Below are 20,633 nucleotides of genomic sequence, written 5' to 3'. Positions count from 1 at the left end.
CCCGCTACGCCTCGGCGCCGGGCACGAAGCAGACGTCGCCCTCGCAGACCATCGCGTCTGCGGCGCCCGTCACCATCGTGAACGGCGCCGGCAGCGGAGCATCCGTGACCGGAGCATCCGACGGCTCGCTCACGCGACCTGCTCCTGCTCTTCTGCGACCTGCGTGAGCACGTTCGCGAACACCTCGGCCGGCTGCGCGCCCGAGACGCCGTACTTGCCCTCGAAGACGAAGAACGGCACCCCCTGGATACCGTAGGCACCCGCCTGCGCGATGTCCGCTTGCACGTCGGGGGCGTAGCGGCCGGAATCGAGCGCCTCGCGCGCTTCGGCCGCATCCAGCCCCAGCTCCTCCGCGTACGCGACGAGCTCATCGATACGGTTCACCCGGCCACCCTCGGTGAAGTACGCCTTCAGCAGGCGCTCCTTCAGCTCGAGCTGCTTGCCGTGCGCCTTCGCGAAATGCAGCAGCTCGTGGGCCTTCAGCGTCTTGGTGTGCGCGACCTTCTCGAAGTGGTACTCGAGACCGGCCTTCGCGGCCACGCCGGTCACGTGCTCGAGCATCTGCTCGACCCGCTCGACGGGCATGCCCTTGCGCTCCGAGAGGTACTCGACCGTCGAGCCCTCGAAGTCGAGCGGCGTGTCGGGCGAGAGCTCGAACGAGTGGTACTCGATCTCGACGTCGGGGGCGTCGTCGCCGAGCGCGGCGATGCCGGCTTCGAGGTGCCGCTTGCCGATGTAGCACCACGGGCAGGCGATGTCGGACCAGATGTCGATCTTGATGGGAGTACTCACGTGAGAGGCAACGAGGCATCCATGCGTTCGTATTCCCGCCGATCGCGGCCCCCTATCGGCCCGGCCGCGAACGATATATCGTCGAGTATCGTTCGCACATCGTCAGAGGGGGCCATGATGAACGGACCACGCCGCCAGAACGGATTCGGCAGCACGGGATTCGGCGGAGGATTCGCCGGCGCCGGCGACAACCCCGGCGCGGCGATCTGGGAGGCGCTCGAGCAGATGCGTTCGTCGTTCGAACAGCGCACCGGTTCGACGCGGATGGCGCGCGGCGACGTGCGCGCCGCCGTGCTCGCCCTGCTCGCGGAAGAGCCGATGCACGGCTACCAGATCATCAGCGAGATCGAGGAACGCAGCGGCGGCTCGTGGAAGCCGAGCGCCGGCTCGGTGTACCCCACCCTGCAGCTGCTCGCCGACGAGGGGCTGATCGTCGCCGAGGAGCTGCGCGGGCGCAAGACGTACTCGCTCACCGACCTCGGTCGCGAGCAGGCCTCGGCCGCGGCCGACCGGCCGGCGCCGTGGGAGTCGTCCTCGCCGCGCGACGCCGGCCCGCATCGCGCACTCTCGAAGGCCGGCGTCGAACTGGCCGCCGCGACCGCGCAGGTCGCCCGTACGGGCAGCCCCGCCCAGGTGCAGGAGGCCGTCGCCGTGCTCGACGACGCCCGCCGAGCCCTGTACGCGATCCTCGCCCAGGGCTGACCCGCGTGCCGGACTCGCGCGCCCAGCGCGCCCGCTCCCGCCGCATCCTGCGCTTCGCCGCACGCGCACTGGCGCAGCTGTGGTGGTACGAACTCGTCCTGCCGCGGATCGGACTCGCGCGCATCGCCGAGGCGAGCCGTTCACGGCGCATGCGCGGCGTCGCGCAGCGGTTCCACGCGCTCGCCGTCGAGCTCGGCGGTCTCATGATCAAGGTCGGCCAGTTCCTCTCCTCGCGCCTCGACGTGCTGCCGCCCGAGGTCACCGCCGAACTCGAGGGGTTGCAGGACGAGGTGCCGCCGGTCGAGTTCGCGGCCATCCGTGAACTCGCCGAAGCCGAACTCGGTGCGAGCCTCGAGCAGGTCTTCGCGCGATTCGACGAGGTGCCCGTCGCCGCGGCGTCGCTCGGGCAGGCCCACCGAGCCCGTCTCCGGCCCGCCGACGCCGCCGAGACCGGCTTCGACGGGGTCGTGGTGAAGGTGCAGCGGCCCGGTATCGAGCGGATCGTCGCGGTCGACCTCGCCGCGCTGCGGCGCATCGGCGGATGGCTCAGCCGAGTGCGCCTCGTCGCGGACCACGTCGATGCTCCCGCCCTCGTGGAGGAGTTCGCGCAGACGAGCCTCGAGGAGATCGACTACCTGCACGAGGCCGCCTCCGCCGAACGCTTCGCGGAGTCATTCGCCGGGCATGAGCGCGTGGGCGCACCGGCGGTCGTGTGGGAGCGGACCACCCGGCGGGTGCTCGCCCTCGAGGATGTCACCGCGATCAAGATCAACGACGTCGCGGCGCTGCGCGACGCCGGCATCGACCCGGCCGACGTCGCGCGGGTGTTCGCCGAGCTGATGTTCGAGCAGGTGTTCACGCACGCCTTCGTGCACGCCGACCCGCACCCCGGCAACCTGTTCGTCACGCCGCTGCGCGGGGCGGAGCGCACCGGTGCCGGCGGCACCGCGCCCGGCGGCACCGCGCCCGGCGGCGCCGCGGCCGGCGGCGCCGCGCCCGGCGGCGCCGCGCCCGGCGGCACCGCGCCCTGGCGCATCACCTTCGTCGACTTCGGCATGATGGCCGAGGTGCCCGCCGAGCTGCGCTCGGGGCTGCGGGCGCTCGTCATCGCCGTGGCCGCGCGAGACGGCCGCGGCATGATCGAGGCGGCGCACGAGATCGGCGTGCTCATGCCCTCGGGCGACACCGACGAGCTCGAACGCGCGCTCACCGAACTGTTCGATCGCTTCGGCGGGATGGCATTCGCCCAGCTGCGCGACGTCGACCCGCGCGAGCTGCGCGACTTCGGAGAGGAGTTCGGCGATGTGATGCGCTCGCTCCCGCTCCAGCTTCCCGAGCGCCTGCTGCTGCTCATGCGCGCCCTGGCGCTCACCTCGGGCATGTGCAGCGGGCTCGATCCCGCGTTCAACGTGTGGGAGGCGGTCGAACCCTACGCGACGAGGCTGCTCGACGAGGAGCGCGGGAACCTCGCCCAGGACGTCCTCGGCCGCGCGGTCGCCACGGCCGGTCTGCTGTGGGGCATGCCGCAGCGGCTCGACCGCGTGCTCGGCCAGGCCGAGCAGGGCACCCTGACCTTCGACACCACCCGCCTGGAGCGGCGTCTCGACCGCCTCGAGGGCGTCGCCCGCCGGGTGGTCTCCGCGGTGCTGTTCGCGGCGCTGCTGATCGGCGGTGCGGTGCTCGTCGCGGCGAACCCCGCGCTCGGCACGGCGCTCATGATCGGGTCGGCGCTGCCGCTGCTGCACGCGCTGTTCGCGGGCGTCGCGCACCGGCGCCGGTCGCGCTGAGCGGCGGCCAGCCGGTCGGTCGGCCGCGCCTACGCGCCGGTCGTCGGCGCGTCCACCGCCCCGCCGAACCGGCGGTTGCGGCTCGCGTACAGCTCGATCGCCTGCCAGAGATCGACCCGCGAGAAGTCGGGCCACAGCGTGTCGAGGAACACCATCTCGGCGTACGCCGACTGCCAGAGCAGGAAGTTCGACGTCCGCTGCTCCCCCGAGCTGCGCACGAACAGGTCGACGTCGGGCATGTCGGGCACGTAGAGGTGCCGGCCGATCAGCTTCTCGGTGACGGCCGAGGGGCGGATGCGCCCTGCCGCGACATCGTCGGCGATCACGCGCATCGCGTCGACGAGTTCGTTGCGCCCGCCGTAGTTCACGCACATCGTGAACTGCAGGCCGGTGTTGCGGGCGGTGAGACGTTCGGCGACCTGCAACTCGTCGATGACCGACTTCCACAGCCGCGGCTTGCGCCCGGCCCACCGGATGCGCACGTCCCACTCGTTGAGCTGGTCTCGCCGGCGGTGCAGCACGTCGCGGTTGTAGCCCATCAGGAACCGCACCTCCTCGGGGCTGCGCTTCCAGTTCTCGGTCGAGAACGCGTACACCGACAGGTGCTTCACCCCGATCTGGATGGCGCCGGCGACCACGTCGAGCAGCACCTCCTCGCCCGCCTTGTGCCCCTCGATGCGGGTGAGCCCCTGCCGGTTCGCCCAGCGGCCGTTGCCGTCCATCACGATCGCGACGTGATCGGGCACCGCCTGCTTCGGCAGTTCGGGCGGATACAGCCCCGTCCAGTCGAGCGGACGGTAGGGCACCGCGTCCTTGTGCGTGTACGGCTTCGGGCTCACTGGTCGGATGCTCCTCTGGAGACGTGCGGCAGCGAGCGGAGACCCCGCTCGAGGTGCCACTGGGTGTAGGCCGCGACGATGCCGCTGGCCTGGTTGCGATCGCGTTCGCCGGATGCCTCGGCCGATGCCCAGTCGCCGGTCAGCAGCGCCCCGAGCAGCCCGACCGTCGCCGCGTCGATGCGCGGAACGCCGGGCGGGGCGCAGTCGTCGCACACCACGCCGCCGAGCTGCACCACGACCGCGGTGTGCGGCCCGGTCGCCCCGCATCGCGCGCAGTCCTGGAAGGTGGGCGCCCAGCCCGCGAGCGCGAGCGCGCGCAGCAGATACGAGTCGAGTGTGAGGCCGGCACCGTGCTCGCGCCGCGAGAGCGAGCGCAGCGCGCCCACCAGCAGCAGGTACTGCTGCAGCGACCCCTCGGCCTCGGTGACCCGATCGGCGGTCTCGACCATGGCGTTCGCGGCGGTGTACGCCGCGTAGTCGCGCGAGATCTCGGCGCCGTAGCTGCCGAGCGACTCGGCCTGGGTGATCACGTCGAGCGTGCGGCCCTCGTACAGCTGCAGGTCGGCGACCATGAACGGCTCGAGCCGGGCGCCGAACTTCGACGCGGTGCGCCGCACCCCGCGGGCGACGGCGCGGATCTTGCCGTGCCGACGGGTGAGCAGGGTGACGATGCGGTCGGCCTCGCCCAGCTTGTGGGTGCGCAGCACGACGGCTTCATCTCGGTAGACCGGCACCCTGCGATTCTCCCACCCGCCGCCGACGGCCACGGCAGCGGGCGCGGATGTCGCGGTGCGAGCCATCCGCGCATGATTCACTGTGAGCGTGGAAGGCACGCAGTTCACGATCCCGCTCTGGCTGGAGCTCACCGCCGTCGGCCTCGGTGGCGTGCAGGGAGCCCTGTTCGCATCGGGGTTCCGCGGCGAACGCCGGCTCGACCTGCTGGGCGTCGCGATCATCGGCACGCTCATCGGGCTCGGCGGCGGCCTGATCCGCGACCTGCTCCTGGGCCTGCCGCCCGCGAGTCTGCAGAGCAACTGGTACCTCGTGACCGCGGTGGTCGCGTCGCTGGTCGGCATGCTGCTCGCCGCGCCGCTGCAGCGCCTGAACGCCGTCATCGTCGGACTCGACGCGCTCGTCATCGGGCTGTTCGGCGCGTTCGGCACCAGCAAGGCGCTGAGCCTCGGCGTGCCGTTCGTGCCCGCCGTGATGGTCGGCGCGTGCGCGGCCGTCGGCGGCGGGGTGCTGCGCGACGTGCTCATGAGCCTGCCGGTGTCGATCATGCACGTCGGCTCGCTCTACGCGGTCGCGGCGCTCACCGGATGCCTCGTGCTGGCCGGTCTGCACGAGTTCGGCGTGCCGATCGCCATCGCCGGCATCGTGGGGGCGGCGGTGACGACGCTCATCCGCTGGCTCGCCGTGATCTTCGACATCTCGCTGCCCGAGCAGCGCATGCTCTACCGGCGCAAGGTCGCGACGGAGACCGGGATGATCCCGATCGTCCGTCGCTGACCTGCGGTCGACCCGCCCGCGGCTCGGGGCGGGCGACCGGACGGCCCGATCAGACGGCGCCGGCGAGCGACGGCGCGGCGGCGTGGACCACGCCGCGCAGCGCCCGGTTGACCGCCGAGACGATGGCCTTCAGCGACGCCGTCGAGATGTCGGCGTCGATGCCGACGCCCCAGAGGGTCCGGCCGTCGACCTGCACCTCGACGTACGCCGCCGCGAGCGCGTCGCCGCTGGCCGACAGGGTGTGCTCGACGTAGTCGAGCAGTTTCACCTCGACGCCTTCGGTGCCGAGCACCTGCAGGAACGCCGAGATGGGCCCGTTGCCGGTGCCCGCCACCTCGAGCCGGGACTCGCCGTCGCGCAGGCCGACCTGGACGCGCACCTCGCCGGTGAGTTCGCTCTCGGTGCGCAGGCTAAGCAGTTCGAAGCGGCCCCACTTCTCGTCGGGGCGTTCGGCGGGCGCCGGCAGGTACTCGTCGGTGAAGACGCGCCAGATCTCGTCGCTCGTGACCTCGCCGCCCTCGGTGTCGGTCTTCTGCTGGACGACGCCCGAGAATTCGATCTGGAGTCGGCGCGGCAGGTCGAGCGCGTGGTCGGTCTTCAGCAGGTAGGCGACGCCGCCCTTGCCCGACTGCGAGTTGACCCGGATGACCGCCTCGTAGGAGCGCCCCAGGTCTTTCGGGTCGACGGGCAGGTACGGCACGGCCCACTCGAGCTCGTCGACCGCGACGCCGGCCGCCTCGGCCTTCGCCTCCATCGCCTCGAAGCCCTTCTTGATGGCGTCCTGGTGCGACCCCGAGAAGGCGGTGTAGACCAGGTCGCCGGCCCACGGGCTGCGCTCGTGCACGGGCAGCTGGTTGCAGTACTCGGCCGTGCGCTTGACCTCGTCGAGGTTGCTGAAGTCGATCTGCGGGTCGATGCCCTGCGTGAACAGGTTGATGCCGAGCGCCACCAGGTCGACGTTGCCGGTGCGCTCGCCGTTGCCGAACAGGCAGCCTTCGATGCGGTCGGCGCCGGCCTGGTACCCGAGCTCGGCTGCCGCGACCGCGGTGCCGCGGTCGTTGTGCGGGTGCAGCGAGAGGATGACGTTCTCGCGGTGGTTCAGGTGACGGCTCATCCACTCGATCGAGTCGGCGTAGACGTTCGGAGTCGCCATCTCGACGGTGGAGGGCAGGTTGATGATGACATTGCGCTCGGGCGTCGGCTCGAACACCTCGAGCACCAGGTTGCAGATGTCGACCGCGAACTCGAGCTCGGTGCCGGTGTACGACTCGGGCGAGTACTCGTAGTAGACGGTGGTGCCGGGCACGGTCGCCTCCATCGCACGGCACTTCCGGGCGCCGTGCAGGGCGATGTCGATGATGCCCTGCCGGTCGGTGCGGAACACCACCTCGCGCTGGAGGATGCTCGTCGAGTTGTACAGGTGCACGATCGCCTGCTTGGCCCCCGCGATCGCCTCGTAGGTGCGTTCGATGAGGTGGTCGCGCGCCTGGGTGAGCACCTGGATGGTGACGTCGTCGGGGATCGCGCCTTCGTCGATGAGGCTGCGGACGAAATCGAAGTCGGTCTGGCTCGCGCTCGGGAACCCGACCTCGATCTCCTTGTAGCCCATCTTGACGAGCAGGTCGAACATGATGCGCTTGCGCTCGGGGCTCATCGGGTCGATGAGCGCCTGGTTGCCGTCGCGCAGGTCGACGGCGCACCACCGCGGCGCGACCTCGATGCGGCGGTCGGGCCAGGTGCGGTCGGGCAGGTCGACGCGGAACTGCTCGTGGTACGGGCGGTACCGATGCACGGGCATCGAGGACGGCTTCTGCTGGTTCTCCACTGGATTCTTCTCTCGCTTGGTTCGGTTTCAGCCGACGACGAACTCCGCAGCGAGGGAGGCCTTCGAACTAGGACTCGCTGCGGCAGCTAAGGAGAAGCAGGCCGTGAAGCACGCAGCAAGGCTAGCACCGTCGCCGCGATGCGCGAAACGTCGGCGGCCGGATGACCCGCCCCCGAGCCATCCGGCCGCCGACGCCCCTCCCCGTCGCGCGGATCTGCCCTATTCGACCGCGAGCGCGACGACCGGCGAGATGCGCACCGCCCGCCGGGCGGGCGTGATCGATGCCGTGAGGGTGAGCACGAGGGCCGCCAGGATGACGATGCCGACGATCGCCCACGGCACGACCGGGGCGATGAGCTGCGGTTCGCCCGTCATCGACCCGAGCATCGACTGCGCCCCGAACCATCCGTACGCCGTGCCGAGGACGAGGCCCGTGAGCGTCGCGGCGACCGTGAGCGCCGCGGACTCGGCGAGGATCATCCGCCTGATCTGCGACCGGTCGAACCCGAGGGCGCGCAGCAGCCCGATCTCGCGCGTGCGCTGCAGCACGCTGATCGACAGCGTGTTCACGAGGCCCACACCCGCGATCACCGCGCTGAATCCGACCAGCGCGGAGAAGACCGCGACGGTGCCGTCGATGACGGGCCCGATGGCGTCCTTGAGCTGCTCCTGACCGCTCAGCGCGTCCAGCACCGTCTGCCGGTACGTCTCCATCGTGACGGCGAACATCGTCACGAGCGTGACGCCGATGACCAGGCCGATCGTCATGCGCGTCGACCGCTCGGGGTGGCGCACCGCGTTCTCGGCCGCGAGGCGTGCCGACGGCGAAGGGCCGAGGATGCGGCCGACCCCCCGCAGCACGCGCGGCATGATCCGATCGGCCACGAGCACGATGCCGGTGAACGAGAGGATGCCGCCGACGATGCCGACGAGCACCCCGGCGGGGTGCACGAACCCGAGGAGCACGCCGAGCGCGAGCGCCGCAGCGCCCAGCACGATCAGCACGATGCCCGCAGCGGTGCGACCGACCCGGCGGTCGACCTCGGCGACCGAGGACTCCCCCGCGTTGCCCAGCGCCTCGGCCGGGCGCACCGCGAGCACGCGGCGCGAACCCGCCCACGCGGCCAGCCAGGTGGTGATCGTCACGGCGGCCATGGGCACGAGCAGCACCGGATCGAGATATCCGTAGTCGAACTCGGGGATCGTGTCGGTCGCCACGCAGATCCGGCCGACCGCCCAGGCCGCACCGGTGCCGACGAGCGCGCCGATCACGGCGCCGATCGCCCCGATCGCGAGGCCCTCGCGCGCGATCACGGCGCGCTGCGCCCGCCCCGACGAGCCGATGAGCCGCAGCAACGCGATGAGCCGGGTGCGGCCGGCGACCACGGTGGCGACCGTGTTCGCGGTCGTGACCGCGGCGACGTACACCGCGATCGCGATGAAGGAGATCGCGAGGAGGTTCAGCAGGAGCGCCACCGTCTCGCTCGACCCCATGACGTCGTCGGCCGAGACGACGGCCGTGATGATGCCGGTGATCTGCAGCAGCGTCACACCGAACCCGGCTGCGAGGGCGGCGACCAGCAGGGTGGGCAGGTGGTCGCGGATGCCCCGGCTCACGCCGCCGCCTCCATCTGCAGCATGAACGACGAGATCTCCTCGGCGCTCGACCGGCCCTGGTCGCGCACGATGCGACCGTCGGCGAGGAACAGGATGCGGTCGGCGTGGCTCGCGGCGATCGGGTCGTGGGTCACCATCGCGATCGCCTGGCCCGACCGCGACGACGCCGCAGCGAGCAGGCCCAGCACCTCGCGGCCGGTGCGGGAGTCGAGGTTGCCGGTCGGCTCGTCGGCGAACACCAGGTCGGGGCGGGTCGCGAGGGCGCGGGCGATCGCGACCCGCTGCTGCTGGCCGCCGGACAGCTCGTGCGGGCGGTGCCCGAGCCGGGCGCGGAGGCCGAGCGTGTCGATGAGCTCGTCGATCCACGCCTGCTCGGCGACGGCGGGCTTGCGGCCGTCGAGCTCGAAGGGCAGCAGGATATTGCCGCGCACGTCGAGGGTCGGCACGAGGTTGAACGCCTGGAAGACGAATCCGATGCGCCGCCGACGCAGCACGGTGAGGGCGCTGTCGCCGAGCTCGGTGATGTCGGTGTCGCCGAGCCACACCCGGCCGCTCGTCGGAGTGTCGAGGCCGGCCATCAGGTGCATGAGGGTCGACTTGCCCGAGCCGGACGGGCCCATGATCGCGGTGAACTCGCCGCGGCGCAGGCCGATCGACACGTCGTCGAGGGCGACGACCGCGCCCTGGCCGGTGCCGTACCGCTTGCCGAGGCCGACGGCGCGTGCGATGAGTCCGAGTTCGGAGGGAGTGTTCTGCATGCCTCCGACGCTACGTTCGCGCATTCGGCGGAGCATCCGGCCGCAGTCTGGTTCGCGTCATCCGATCGGATGACCCGCCCACCGGCTTCAGGCGGGCAGGTCGTGCTCGTACGCGAAGACGACCAGCTGCACCCGGTCGCGCAGGCCGAGCTTCTGCAGCACCCGGCTGACGTGGGTCTTCACCGTGGCCTCGCTGACGAACTCGGTCGCGGCGATCTCGGCGTTCGAGAGGCCGCGGGCGGCGAGGTCGAAGATCTCGCGCTCGCGCGAGGTGAGCTCGCCCCACGCCGCCGGCGTCGGGCGGCGGCCGTTGCCGCGGCCCACGTGGGCGAACAGCTCGCGGGTCGCCGTCGCGGCGAGCACCGCGTTGCCCTGGTGCACGGTGCGGATCGCCGCGAGCAGGAACTCGGGCGCCGCATCCTTCAGCACGAACCCGCTCGCCCCGGCGCGGATCGCGCGCGCCGCGTTCTCGTCGAGGTCGAAGGTGGTGAGCACGATGATGCGCGGTGCGGCGCGGCGCGCCAGGTCCGCGTCGGCGATGATGCGCTGGGTGGCGCCGATGCCGTCGAGCTGCGGCATCCGCACGTCCATGAGCACGACGTCGGGTCGCGTCTCGGCGACGAGGTGCACCGCCGCGACCCCGTCGCCCGCTTCGCCCGCGAACGCGAGGTCGGGCTGCGATTCGATCAGCATCCGGATGCCCGCCCGGAACAGCGCCTGATCGTCGACGAGGGCGACGCGGATCGGGTTCACGCGGGCGCCCCCGTCGTCGAGCCCGCGGGACTCGCGGGGATCTCGGCCACCAGGCGGAACCGCCTGCCGGCCGTCTCCTCCACCTGCAGCCCGCCGCCGCTCAGCTGCGCGCGCTCGCGCATGCCGGGGATGCCGTGCCGGAATCCCGCGGCATCGGTCGGAGCATCCGTTCGCAGCGCGTTCTCGATGACCAGGCGCACCGACGCCGCGCTCCAGGCGAGTTCGATGTCGACCGGGCGCGACGTGTCGCCGTGCCGCAGCGCGTTCGTGAGTCCCTCCTGCGCGATGCGGTAGACGGCGATCTGGTGCCCGGCGCCGAGCGGGACGCGCTCACCCGATTCGGTGAACCGCACGTCCAGGCCGGCGCGGCGCACCTCGGCGATCAGCTCGCCCAGGTCGTCGAGCACGGGCTGGGGCGCCTCCCCCTCGGCGTGGCGCAACTCGGCCAGCAGCAGCCGGACGTCGCCGAGCGCGCGCCGCGCGACCGTGGAGACCGTGCCGAGCGCTTCCACCGCGGCTTCGGGGCGGGATGGCGCGGCGAACCGCGCACCGTCGGCCTGCGCGATCACGACCGCGAGCGAGTGCGCCACCACGTCGTGCATGTCGCGGGCGATGCGGTTGCGCTCCTGCTCGACCACGTACCGGTACTCGGCGAGTTCGCGCTCGCGGGTCGCGACCTCTTCTCGTCGGCGCGTCTCGCGCGACTCGCGCACGGCCCGCATGAGCAGGCCCGCCGTCCAGGCGAGCACGAGCACCGAGATCGCGCCGACGAACAGGATGCCGAGCAGCAGGAGCACCTGCAGCACCCCGCCGGTCGGGTCGGTGTCGGACGACCTGCCGAACCACGTCTTCACGAGGCCGAGGTACCCGGTCGCGATGACCGCGCCGACGATCGCCGATGCCAGCCCGAGCCACTTCACCGTGCGGCCGCCGTGCGCCGCCGTCGAGTACAGCACGCCCAGCACCGCCGCGTCGTACAGCTGCAGGTCGCGCAACGCGAGCATCTGCAGCACGGCCGCCGCCCACGCGATGCCGAGCGACCAGCCCGGCGACCGGCGACGCACCGCCAGCGCGGTGCCGAACAGCACCAGTGCGACCAGGTCGACCCAGTTGCCGAGCAGCGCGATGGGCAACGACACGAGCGAGAACAGGCTCGCGAGCACGACGTCGGTCGTCAGCTTGCCGCGGCTCAGTCGTTCGGTGGGGTGCACCGATCCACCGTACGTCGTGGCCGGGGAGTCATCGGCATGCGGCGGCCCGAATCATCCGCTCGATGTACGCGCCGCGCACCCGAGCGGGCGCCGCGCCCGCTCGCGATCAGAACCCGAGCCGCCCCAGCTGCTTCGGGTCGCGCTGCCAGTCCTTCGCGACCTTGACGTGCAGCGCGAGGTACACCCTGCGCCCGAGCAGCCGCTCGATCTGGACGCGTGCGGTCGCACCGACCTCCTTCAGCCGGGCGCCGCCCTTGCCGATGATGATGCCCTTCTGGCTGTCGCGCTCGACGAACACGTTCGCGTACACCTCGACGAGGTCCTTGTCGTCGCGCTCGATGAGGTCGTCGACCGTGACCGCGATGGAATGCGGCAGCTCGTCGGAGACCCCCTCGAGGGCGGCCTCGCGCACGAACTCGGCGATGCGCTCGGTCACGTCCTCGTCGGTGCGGGTCTCCGCCGGGTAGAGCGGATGCTCCGACGGCGGCATGAGCGCGAGCAGCTCGTCGACCAGCACCTCGAGCTGCTCGCCCTTCGGCGCCGACACCGGGATGATCGACGCCCACTCGCGCAGCCGCGACACCGCGAGCAGCTGCTCGGCGATCTTGGCCTTCGAGGTCGCATCCGTCTTCGTGACGATCGCGATCTTCTTCGCGCGCGGGTACTCGTCGAGCTGCTCGTTGATGAACCGGTCGCCCGGGCCGATCGCCTCGTTCGCGGGCACGCAGAACGCGATCACGTCGACGTCGCCGAGCGTGGTCTGCACGAGCGTGTTCAGTCGCTCCCCGAGCAGGGTGCGCGGCCGGTGCAACCCCGGCGTGTCGACCAGGATGAGCTGGCCGTGCTCGCGATGCACGATGCCGCGGATGGCGCGGCGCGTCGTCTGCGGCTTCGAACTCGTGATGGCGACCTTCTCGCCGACGAGCGCGTTGGTGAGCGTGGACTTGCCCACGTTCGGTCGCCCCACGAACGACACGAACCCGGCACGGTACTCAGTCACGGCCGTTCCTCCCCTCGGCGCCGGCCTCGAAGGCCGCGCGCACGTCGATGAGCGCCTGGTCGGCCCAGGCGAGGATGGTGGAGATCCGGCGGCGCCGGCCCTCGGTGCGTTCGGCCTCGAGCACGAGACCCGACACGGCGACCCGTTCGCCGGGCTGCGGCAGCCGGCCGAGCTCTTTGGTGAGCAGGCCGCCGGCCGAGTCGACGTCCTCGTCCTCCAGCTCGATGCCGAACAGTTCGCCGAGCTCGTCGATCGGCAGTCGCGCGTTCACCCGGAACCGGCCGTCGCCGAGCGGCTCGACCTGCGCGGCTTCGCGGTCGTACTCGTCGGAGATGTCGCCGACGAGCTCTTCGATGAGGTCTTCGAGGGTGACCAGGCCGGCGATGCCGCCGTATTCGTCGACGACCATCGCGAGGTGGTTCGACTCGTGCTGCATCCGCTTCAGCAGCGCGTCGGCCTTCATCGACTCGGGGACGTACGCGGCCGGGCGCACCAGCTCGCCGACGGTCAGCGTCTCGGCGTCGAGCGACCGTTCGAAGCCGACCTTCGCGAGGTCGCGCAGGTACAGCACGCCGATCACGTCGTCGGCGTCGCGCCCCACCACCGGGATGCGCGAGTACCCGGCGCCGAGGAACACCGCCATCGCGTGCTGCACGTGCGCGGTCGACTCGATCGTGACCATGTCGGTGCGCGGCACCATCACCTCGCGCACCACCGTCTCGTTGAACTCGAAGATCGAGTGGATGAGCTCGCGATCCTCCTCTTCGAGGACGTCGTGCTCGGTGGCGTCGTCGACGATGCTCAGCAGTTGCTCTTCGCTCGCCACCCCCGCGTACCGTGCGCGCGAGGGCGTCACCCGGTTGCCGAGCGCGACGAGCGCGTTGGCGATGGGGCCGAGCAGCAACCGGATGAACCGCACGACCGGCGCCGCGGCGCGCAGCACGCCGCGCGCGTGCGCCCGCCCGACGCTGCGGGGGCTCGCCCCGACGAGCACGAACGACACCGCCGTCATGATGAGCGCCGACCACAGCAGCGCCCACCAGACGTTGGCGACGAACGACGTGAACGCGAGCGTCACGAGCACCGCCGCGGTCGTCTCGGCGATGATGCGGGTGAAGTTCACCGCGTTCACGTGCGCGCCGGTGTCGTCGGCGATCGCGAGCAGCGATCGGCGGGCCCGCGATTCGAGGGCGAGCTCGACGAGGTCGGCGCGCGAGAGGGTGCCGATCGCCGCGTCGACGGCGGCCATCAGGCCGCCGAACGCCACCAGCACGAGGGCGGCGGCGAGGAAGAGCCAGGGCTCCATGGTCAGCGGCGTCGCTCCTGCATCGCGAAGCCCACGAGGATGTCGCGCTGGATGCCGAACATCTCCTTCTCCTCCGCGGGCTCGGCGTGGTCGAAGCCGAGCAGGTGCAGGATGCCGTGGGTGGTGAGCAGCAGCAGTTCGTCGAGCAGGGAGTGACCGGCGGTCTTCGCCTGCGCCTCGGCGACCTGCGGGCAGAGCACGACATCGCCGAGCAGCCCGGGCGGCGTGGGCTGGTCGGCGGTGCCGGGGCGCAGCTCGTCCATCGGGAAGCTCAGCACGTCGGTCGGTCCGGGCTCGTCCATCCACTGCACATGGAGCTGCTCCATCGCGCCCTCGTCGACGAGGACGATCGCGAGTTCGGCGTCGGCGTGCACGTGCATCGTGTCGAGGGCGTAGACCGCGAGGCGCTGCAGCGCGGCCTCGTCGACCTCGATCGCCGACTCGTTGTTGATCTCGATGCTCACTTGGTCCTCTCGAAGGTCGGCGGGGTCGCGGTGCGGTCGTTCCGTGGCGCGCTCACGACCGCGGCCGCGGCGGCTGGTGATCGCGTGGCATCCGGCCGCGTCGTTCGGCGCGATTCGCGAACTCGCGCGCCTGGTCGCGTTCGAAACGCTGCGCCTGGGTGCGCTGGTCGTACTCGGTGTAGGCGTCGACGATGCGCCCCACGAGCGAGTGCCGCACGACGTCGTCGCTCGTGAGCCGTGAGAAGTGGATGTCGTCGATGCCGTCGAGGATGCGGGTCACGAGCCGCAGGCCCGATGCGCCGCCCGGCAGGTCGATCTGGGTGATGTCGCCGGTGACGACCATCTTCGAGCCGAACCCGAGGCGGGTGAGGAACATCTTCATCTGCTCGGGCGTGGTGTTCTGCGCCTCGTCGAGCACCACGAACGAGTCGTTCAGCGTGCGACCGCGCATGTACGCGAGCGGGGCGACCTCGACGGTGCCGCTCGCGAGGAGCTTCGGCACCAGCTCGGGGTCCATCATCTCGTTGAGCGCGTCGTAGAGCGGCCGCAGGTACGGGTCGATCTTGTCGGTCAGCGTGCCCGGCAGGAACCCGAGCCGCTCGCCGGCCTCGACGGCCGGGCGGGTCAGGATGATGCGGCTCACCTCTTTGCGCTGCAGCGCCTGCACGGCCTTCGCCATCGCGAGGTAGGTCTTGCCGGTGCCCGCGGGGCCGATGCCGAACACGATGGTGTGCTCGTCGATCGCGTCGACGTACTCGCGCTGGCCCTCGGTCTTCGGCCGGATCGACTTGCCGCGGCTCGACACGATGACCTGGCCGAGCAGCTCGGACGGGCGCGCACCCGGGTCGGCATCGAGGATGCGCGCCGAGGTGCGCACCTCGGTCGGCGTCGGGTCCTGGCCGTTGCGCACCAGCTCGAGCAGCTCTTCGATGAGGCGCCGCACGCGCACGCGCTCGGACTCCTCGCCGCGGATGGCGATCTCGTTGCCGCGCACGTGCACGGTGACGCCGGGATACTCGCGCTGGATCGAGGCGAGCAGGCGGTCCTGCGGCCCGAGCAGACGCACCATCGCGATGCCGTCGATGCGCAGCCGCTCCTCGTCGGGCGACTCGGTGGCGGGCTCAGCGCCCGGGTCGGGTTCAGCCGCCGGCAAGCGTGCCCTCCTCGAGTCCTCCGGCGAGCACGTGGGCGTGCACGTGGAAGACGGTCTGGCCGGCCGCGGGGCCGGAGTTGAAGATCAGTCGGTAGTCGCCGTCGGCGAGCTCGGATGCCACGCCCTTCGCCACCTCGACCAGTTCGACGAGCAGGGCGGGGTCGCCCGCGGCGAGCTCGGCGACATCGCGGTAGTCGCCCGATTTCGGCGTCACGACCACGTGCACCGGCGCCTGCGGCGCGATGTCGTGGAACGCGATGACGCGCTCGGTCTCGGCGACGATCCGCGCGGGGATCTCGCCGGCGGCGATGCGCTCGAAGACGGTGGGCCGGTCGGCGGTGTCGGTCATATCACCCCATCGTAGCGAGGGAACCCTCACCACCGGCCGAGCGCGGCGCTCAGCACCGCGATCGCGGCCGGCCCGGCGGTCGAGGTGCGCAGCACGGATGCTCCGAGCCTCACGGGTTCGGCGCCGGCGGCGACGAGCCGGTCGAGCTCGGCCGGGGCGATGCCGCCCTCGGGGCCGACGACGAGCGCGAGGTCCCGTCCGTCGGGCTCGAGGTCGGTGAGGCGGACCTTTGCGGTCGGCTCGAGCAGCAGCATCCGCTGGCCGTCGAGGCGCGCCGGGAGCTGGGCCGTCGTCGCGGGCTCGTCGACCTCGGCGAGATACGACCGGACCGACTGCTTGGTCGCCTCGCGCACGATCGCGGCCCACCGGGCCCGGCCCTTCTGCGCCTTCTGCCCCTCCCAGCGCGACACCGAGCGCGCGGCGGCCCACGGCACGACCCGGTCGACGCCGAGCTCGGTGGCCGCCTGCACGGCGAGCTCGTCGCGGTCGCCCTTCGCGAGCGCCTGCACGAGGGTGAGCCGCACCGCCGGCGGCTCCTCGAAGACGACCTCGTCGACCTCGATGACGAGTTCGCGCGGCCCCGTCGATGCGACCGGACCCGACACGATCGTGCCGCGGCCGTCGCCGACCGCGACGCGCTCGCCGACCCGCACCCGGGCGACGGTCACGGCGTGCCGCGCCTCGTCGCCGGACAGCTCGACGACGGCACCGGGCGCGATCGCCGCGGCGTCGAGCCGCTCATCGAGGTACAGGTTGCTCATCGAGGCATCCGATCGTCTCGCTCAGCCCAGGAACCGGTCGCGCAGCCGCGCGAACAGCCCCTGCTGGAAGTGGCTGAGCTGCGGCTTCTGCGGCTTGTGCGCCTGCGCGAACTGCTCGATGAGCTGCCGCTCCTTGTGCGAGAGCTTGGTCGGGGTGACCACCTGCACGCCGATCTTCAGGTCGCCGCGGCCCGACCCGCGCAACCGCGTGACGCCGCGGTCCTTCACCGTGATCACCTCGCCGGCCTGCAGCCCCGGCTTCAGCTCGACCTCGACGTCGCCGTCGAGCGCCGGGATGGTCGTCGTGGTGCCGAGCACCGCGTCGGTCATCTGCACCTCGACGGTGCAGAGCAGGTCGTCGCCGTTGCGGCTGAACACGTCGTGGTTCTTGACCTTGATCTCGAGGTAGAGGTCGCCGTTCGGCCCGCCCGCGGGGCCGGCCTCGCCCGAGCCGGGCATCTGCAGGCGCAGCCCCGTGTCGACGCCCGCGGGGATGTCGACCGGCACGGTGCGGCGCGCGCGCACCCGGCCCTGACCCTGGCAGGTCACGCAGGGCGTGGCGATGATGGTGCCGTAGCCGCGGCAGGTGCCGCAGGGGCTCGAGGTCATCACGTTGCCGAGCAGCGACCGCACCGTGCGCTGGATCTGCCCGGTTCCGTGGCAGATGTCGCAGGTGACCGGCGAGGTGCCCGGCTGGCAGCACGACCCGTCGCACGTCTCGCACAGCACCGCGGTGTCGACCTCGAGGTCGCGGTGGGTGCCGAAGATCACCTCGTCGAGGCCGACCTCGACGCGGATCAGCGCGTCCTGGCCGCGTTCGCGGCGGCTGCGCGGGCCGCGGGTCTGGCCGCCGCCGCCGAAGAACGTCTCGAAGATGTCGCCGAACCCGCCGAAGCCCTGCGCGCCGCCGAACCCGCCCTGGCCGCCCAGGTCGTACTGCTGGCGCTGCTTCGGGTCGCTCAGCACGTCGTAGGCGTGCGTGACCTCTTTGAATCGTTCGGATGCCTCGGCGCCCGGGTTGACGTCGGGGTGCAGTTCGCGGGCGAGGCGGCGGTACGCCTTCTTGATCTCGTCGGGGGTGGCGTCGCGCGAGACGCCGAGGACCTCGTAGTGGTCTGCCACGGAGGGCGGTTCCTTTCGATCGGATGCGGCCGCGGGCCGCGGGTCAGTGCTCGCCGAGGGCGCGCGACAGATAGCGCGCGACGGCGCGAACGGCCGCCATGCTGGCGGAGTAGTCCATCCGGGTGGGGCCGACGACGCCGAGTCGCGAGATGTCGCGTCCGGGGACGGCGAACGAGGTGGAGACGACGGATGCCTCGGGCAGCCCGAACGGCGCGTTCTCGCGGCCGATGCGCACCGCGATGCCGTGCGGGTCGGCCGCCATCTCGCCGAAGAGGCGCAGCAGCACCACCTGCTCTTCGATCGCCTCGATGACGTCGAGGATCGAGCCGGAGAAGTCCTGCTCGGTGCGCACCAGGTTGGCGGCGCCGGCGACCACGAGGCGTTCGCCCCGCTGCGCCCGCGCCTGCTCGGCCAGCGTCAGGGCGAGCGTGTGCAGCACCGCGGCGTGCCGGGGGTCGGCGCCCTCGATCTCGCCCGAGAGCACGGCGGCCGCATCGCTCATGGTGAGGCCCGCGGCGACGCGGTTGAGCCGGACGCGCAGGTCGCCGAGCGTCGCCTCGTCGACGTCGTCGGCGAGTTCGGCGAGCCGTTGCTCGACCTGGCCGGCGTCGGTGATGAGGATGCACAGCACCCGCGTCGGGGCGAGCTGGACGAGTTCGACATGGCGCACCCGCGCGCTGTGGAAGCTCGGCACCTGCACCACGGCGAGCTGGTTCGTGAGCTGCGCGATGAGCCGCACGGTGCGGCTCAGCAGTTCGTCGAGGTCGCCGGCCTCGCCGAGGAAGGTCTCGATGGCGTGGCGCTGGGCCTGGCTCATCGGTCGCAGCTCGGAGAGCTGGTCGACGAACACCCGGTAGCCCTTGTCGGTCGGGATCCGCCCCGACGAGGTGTGCGGGGCGGCGATGAGCTCTTCCTCTTCGAGGATCGCCATGTCGTTGCGGATCGTCGCGGCCGACACGCCGAACGCGTGCCGCTCGACGATCGCCTTGGAGCCGACGGGCTCACGTGAGGCGACGTAGTCCTGCACGATGGCGCGCAGCACCGCGAGACCTCGTTCGGAGACCATGCGTCCTCCCGTTCCGACGGATTGGCACTCGACGTTCCTGAGTGCCAATCCTATCGCGACGTTCAGCGTCTGCACCGTTGCCGCATTCCCCGGCGCGGCGCTAGCTTTGCACCGTTCGCCGCCGAGGACCGGCGCGGACGCCGCTCCCCCGGCGGCTCACCTCGCAGCCTGAAAGGCACCCCATGTCCGACCAGAACCCCGCATCCGACCCCGACGCGCCGGCCCCGGCCGCGCCCGGTCAGTACGCGCAGCCCGCCGCTCCCCTCACGCCCGAGCAGGACGTGCAGTGGGGCTCGCTCGCCCACCTGGGCGGGATCCTCGGCTTCCTGCCGTCGCTCATCATCTGGCTCGTCTTCAAGGACCGCGGCCGTTTCACCGACACCGAGGCCAAGGAGGCGCTGAACTTCCAGATCACGCTCACGATCGGCGCGGTCGCCCTCTGGGTCCTCGTGACCGTCATCACGATCGTGACGTTCGGGTTCGGCGCCCTGCTCAGCTTCCTGATCTGGGTGCCGTGGATCCTCGGCGTCGTGTTCTCGATCATCGCGTACCTGCGCGCCAAGGACGGGCAGCACTACCGCTACCCGTTCGCCGTGCGACTCATCAAGTAATCCGGCCCGGCACGCCGGGCGGAGGTCTTCCCCCCGGCGTGCCGCTCTGGAACTATGGCGATGTACCCCCGCGAATGCGGGCATCCCGAAGGAGCCTCATGTCAGACGCAACGCCTCCGACCCCGCCGCCTCCGCCCGGCCCTCCGACCCCGCCGGCCGGCCCGCCGCCCGGAAACCCCTACCAGCAGAGCCAGCCGCTGAGCCCGTCCGACGAGAAGCTGTGGGCGACGCTGATCCACATCGGCGGCATCCTGTTCGGGTTCCTGCCGGCGCTGATCGGCTACCTCGTCCTGAAGGACAAGGGCCCGTTCATCCGCGGGCACTCGGCGACCGCGCTGAACTTCCAGATCACGCTGCTGATCGCCTACGTGGTCGGCTGGGTCCTCGCGTTCGTGCTGATCGGGTTCCTGCTGCTGGCCGCGGCCTGGGTCGCGTCGATCGTGTTCGGCATCATCGCCGCGGTGAAGGCCAACCAGGGCCAGCCGTACGTCTACCCGGTGGCGATCAAGTTCGTGAGCTGATCCGCCCGGCTACGGCCTGACCGAAGCCCGCCCGCCCGTGCCATCGGGCCGGCGGGCTTCGTCATGTCCGGGGCGCTCCTGCGTGTGTCTTGCAGGTTTAGTAGTTGATCAGATACAGTACTTGTCATGACAGACCACACCGTGCCCGTCGACGACGCGTTCGCCGCCGACCTGCTGCGCGGTCACACCGACACGATCGTCCTCGGCGTCCTGCGCCGCGGCGACCGCTACGGCTTCGAGATCTACAAGACGATCCGCGATGCCACGGGCGGTCGCTACGAGATCAAGGAGGCGACCCTGTACGCCACCTACCGCCGCCTCGAACGCGACGGGCTCGTCGAGTCGTACTGGGGCGACGAGACGCAGGGCGGGCGTCGCAAGTACTACCGCATCACCGACGCGGGCAGATCGGTGTACCGGCGCAACGTCACCGCGTGGGTCGCCACCCGCACGATCATCGACTCCCTGCTCGAGACGAGCGACTGAA

At 71.4% G+C, this 20,633-nt stretch carries 23 protein-coding genes; 6 read left to right on the top strand and 17 right to left on the bottom strand.

Features of this window, described 5'->3' with window-relative positions; translation table 11 throughout:
- Positions 1–4: 4 nt before the first annotated feature.
- Together MTO99_RS19025 and MTO99_RS03865 are read right to left on the bottom strand one after the other, a co-directional pair.
- Positions 5–133, bottom strand: a complete 129-nt coding sequence (locus MTO99_RS19025) for a hypothetical protein (RefSeq protein WP_256461034.1) — start codon at positions 131–133, stop codon at positions 5–7.
- Positions 130–792 carry a DsbA family oxidoreductase gene (locus tag MTO99_RS03865; protein WP_243557103.1) on the bottom strand — a complete coding sequence of 221 codons (663 nt, stop codon included), beginning with the start codon at positions 790–792 and terminating at the stop codon, positions 130–132. The genes MTO99_RS19025 and MTO99_RS03865 overlap by 4 nt, the downstream gene beginning before the upstream one ends.
- Positions 793–909: 117 nt before the next feature.
- Here MTO99_RS03865 and MTO99_RS03860 point away from each other — a divergent pair, with 117 nt between their 5' ends.
- On the top strand, positions 910–1,494 hold the full coding sequence (locus tag MTO99_RS03860) for a PadR family transcriptional regulator (RefSeq protein WP_243557101.1): 585 nt from the start codon (positions 910–912) through the stop codon (positions 1,492–1,494).
- A gap of 5 nt (positions 1,495–1,499) precedes the next feature.
- Positions 1,500–3,281: an ABC1 kinase family protein gene (locus MTO99_RS03855; protein ID WP_243557099.1), complete on the top strand. Its 1,782-nt coding sequence runs from the start codon at positions 1,500–1,502 to the stop codon at positions 3,279–3,281.
- Between the two features lie 29 nt (positions 3,282–3,310).
- Here the strand turns inward: MTO99_RS03855 and MTO99_RS03850 are convergent, their stop codons facing one another.
- The gene (locus tag MTO99_RS03850; RefSeq protein WP_243557097.1) at positions 3,311–4,120 is read right to left on the bottom strand and encodes an isoprenyl transferase; all 810 of its coding nucleotides are present in this window, start codon (positions 4,118–4,120) and stop codon (positions 3,311–3,313) included.
- On the bottom strand, positions 4,117–4,854 hold the full coding sequence (recO, locus tag MTO99_RS03845) for a DNA repair protein RecO (protein ID WP_243557095.1): 738 nt from the start codon (positions 4,852–4,854) through the stop codon (positions 4,117–4,119). Before recO ends, MTO99_RS03850 begins: the two co-directional genes overlap by 4 nt.
- Before the next feature lie 88 nt (positions 4,855–4,942).
- On the opposite strand from recO, the gene MTO99_RS03840 reads away from it, so the two are divergent.
- Complete coding sequence (locus MTO99_RS03840) at positions 4,943–5,629, top strand: trimeric intracellular cation channel family protein (protein WP_243557093.1); 687 nt, start codon at positions 4,943–4,945, stop codon at positions 5,627–5,629.
- Between the two features lie 49 nt (positions 5,630–5,678).
- Here the strand turns inward: MTO99_RS03840 and leuA are convergent, their stop codons facing one another.
- The 13 genes from leuA to hrcA form a co-directional block, all read right to left on the bottom strand.
- Positions 5,679–7,454 carry a 2-isopropylmalate synthase gene (gene leuA / locus MTO99_RS03835; RefSeq protein ID WP_243557091.1) on the bottom strand — a complete coding sequence of 592 codons (1,776 nt, stop codon included), beginning with the start codon at positions 7,452–7,454 and terminating at the stop codon, positions 5,679–5,681.
- Between the two features lie 219 nt (positions 7,455–7,673).
- On the bottom strand, positions 7,674–9,071 hold the full coding sequence (locus MTO99_RS03830) for an ABC transporter permease (RefSeq protein WP_243557089.1): 1,398 nt from the start codon (positions 9,069–9,071) through the stop codon (positions 7,674–7,676).
- Complete coding sequence (locus tag MTO99_RS03825; RefSeq protein ID WP_243557087.1) at positions 9,068–9,829, bottom strand: ABC transporter ATP-binding protein; 762 nt, start codon at positions 9,827–9,829, stop codon at positions 9,068–9,070. The genes MTO99_RS03830 and MTO99_RS03825 overlap by 4 nt, the downstream gene beginning before the upstream one ends.
- 87 nt (positions 9,830–9,916) lie before the next feature.
- Complete coding sequence (locus MTO99_RS03820) at positions 9,917–10,582, bottom strand: response regulator (protein ID WP_256461033.1); 666 nt, start codon at positions 10,580–10,582, stop codon at positions 9,917–9,919.
- On the bottom strand, positions 10,579–11,793 hold the full coding sequence (locus tag MTO99_RS03815) for a sensor histidine kinase (protein WP_243557085.1): 1,215 nt from the start codon (positions 11,791–11,793) through the stop codon (positions 10,579–10,581). The genes MTO99_RS03820 and MTO99_RS03815 overlap by 4 nt, the downstream gene beginning before the upstream one ends.
- 106 nt (positions 11,794–11,899) lie before the next feature.
- Entirely contained in the window at positions 11,900–12,793 is an 894-nt protein-coding gene (era, locus tag MTO99_RS03810) for a GTPase Era (protein ID WP_243557083.1), read from the bottom strand.
- Complete coding sequence (locus MTO99_RS03805; protein ID WP_243557081.1) at positions 12,786–14,099, bottom strand: hemolysin family protein; 1,314 nt, start codon at positions 14,097–14,099, stop codon at positions 12,786–12,788. Before MTO99_RS03805 ends, era begins: the two co-directional genes overlap by 8 nt.
- A 2-nt stretch (positions 14,100–14,101) precedes the next feature.
- Positions 14,102–14,563, bottom strand: coding sequence for an rRNA maturation RNase YbeY (gene ybeY, locus MTO99_RS03800; protein ID WP_243557080.1), 462 nt, complete (start codon positions 14,561–14,563; stop codon positions 14,102–14,104).
- Between the two features lie 52 nt (positions 14,564–14,615).
- Entirely contained in the window at positions 14,616–15,632 is a 1,017-nt protein-coding gene (locus MTO99_RS03795) for a PhoH family protein (protein ID WP_243558940.1), read from the bottom strand.
- Positions 15,633–15,702: 70 nt separating this feature from the next.
- Positions 15,703–16,065, bottom strand: coding sequence for an HIT domain-containing protein (locus tag MTO99_RS03790; RefSeq protein ID WP_243557079.1), 363 nt, complete (start codon positions 16,063–16,065; stop codon positions 15,703–15,705).
- A gap of 26 nt (positions 16,066–16,091) precedes the next feature.
- Positions 16,092–16,826: a 16S rRNA (uracil(1498)-N(3))-methyltransferase gene (locus MTO99_RS03785; RefSeq protein WP_243557078.1), complete on the bottom strand. Its 735-nt coding sequence runs from the start codon at positions 16,824–16,826 to the stop codon at positions 16,092–16,094.
- 21 nt (positions 16,827–16,847) lie between these two features.
- Positions 16,848–17,948 carry a molecular chaperone DnaJ gene (gene dnaJ / locus MTO99_RS03780; protein ID WP_243557077.1) on the bottom strand — a complete coding sequence of 367 codons (1,101 nt, stop codon included), beginning with the start codon at positions 17,946–17,948 and terminating at the stop codon, positions 16,848–16,850.
- A gap of 43 nt (positions 17,949–17,991) precedes the next feature.
- Positions 17,992–19,014 (bottom strand): heat-inducible transcriptional repressor HrcA, encoded by a 1,023-nt coding sequence (gene hrcA, locus MTO99_RS03775; RefSeq protein ID WP_243557076.1) that lies wholly within the window; start codon positions 19,012–19,014, stop codon positions 17,992–17,994.
- Positions 19,015–19,196: 182 nt separating this feature from the next.
- Here hrcA and MTO99_RS03770 point away from each other — a divergent pair, with 182 nt between their 5' ends.
- From MTO99_RS03770 to MTO99_RS03760, 3 genes are all read left to right on the top strand, one after another.
- Positions 19,197–19,625: a DUF4870 domain-containing protein gene (locus MTO99_RS03770; protein ID WP_243557075.1), complete on the top strand. Its 429-nt coding sequence runs from the start codon at positions 19,197–19,199 to the stop codon at positions 19,623–19,625.
- Between the two features lie 98 nt (positions 19,626–19,723).
- A complete protein-coding gene (locus MTO99_RS03765) occupies positions 19,724–20,146 on the top strand; it encodes a DUF4870 domain-containing protein (RefSeq protein ID WP_243557074.1) in 423 nt (140 codons plus the stop codon).
- 126 nt (positions 20,147–20,272) lie between these two features.
- Positions 20,273–20,632, top strand: coding sequence for a PadR family transcriptional regulator (locus MTO99_RS03760; RefSeq protein WP_243557072.1), 360 nt, complete (start codon positions 20,273–20,275; stop codon positions 20,630–20,632).
- Position 20,633: the final 1 nt, after the last annotated feature.

The sequence above is a fragment of the Agromyces larvae genome (assembly GCF_022811705.1).
Classification (GTDB): Bacteria; Actinomycetota; Actinomycetes; order Actinomycetales; family Microbacteriaceae; genus Agromyces; species Agromyces larvae.
Note: the sequence above shows the minus strand (reverse complement) of the source record. Positions and strands in the feature narration are given on the sequence as shown.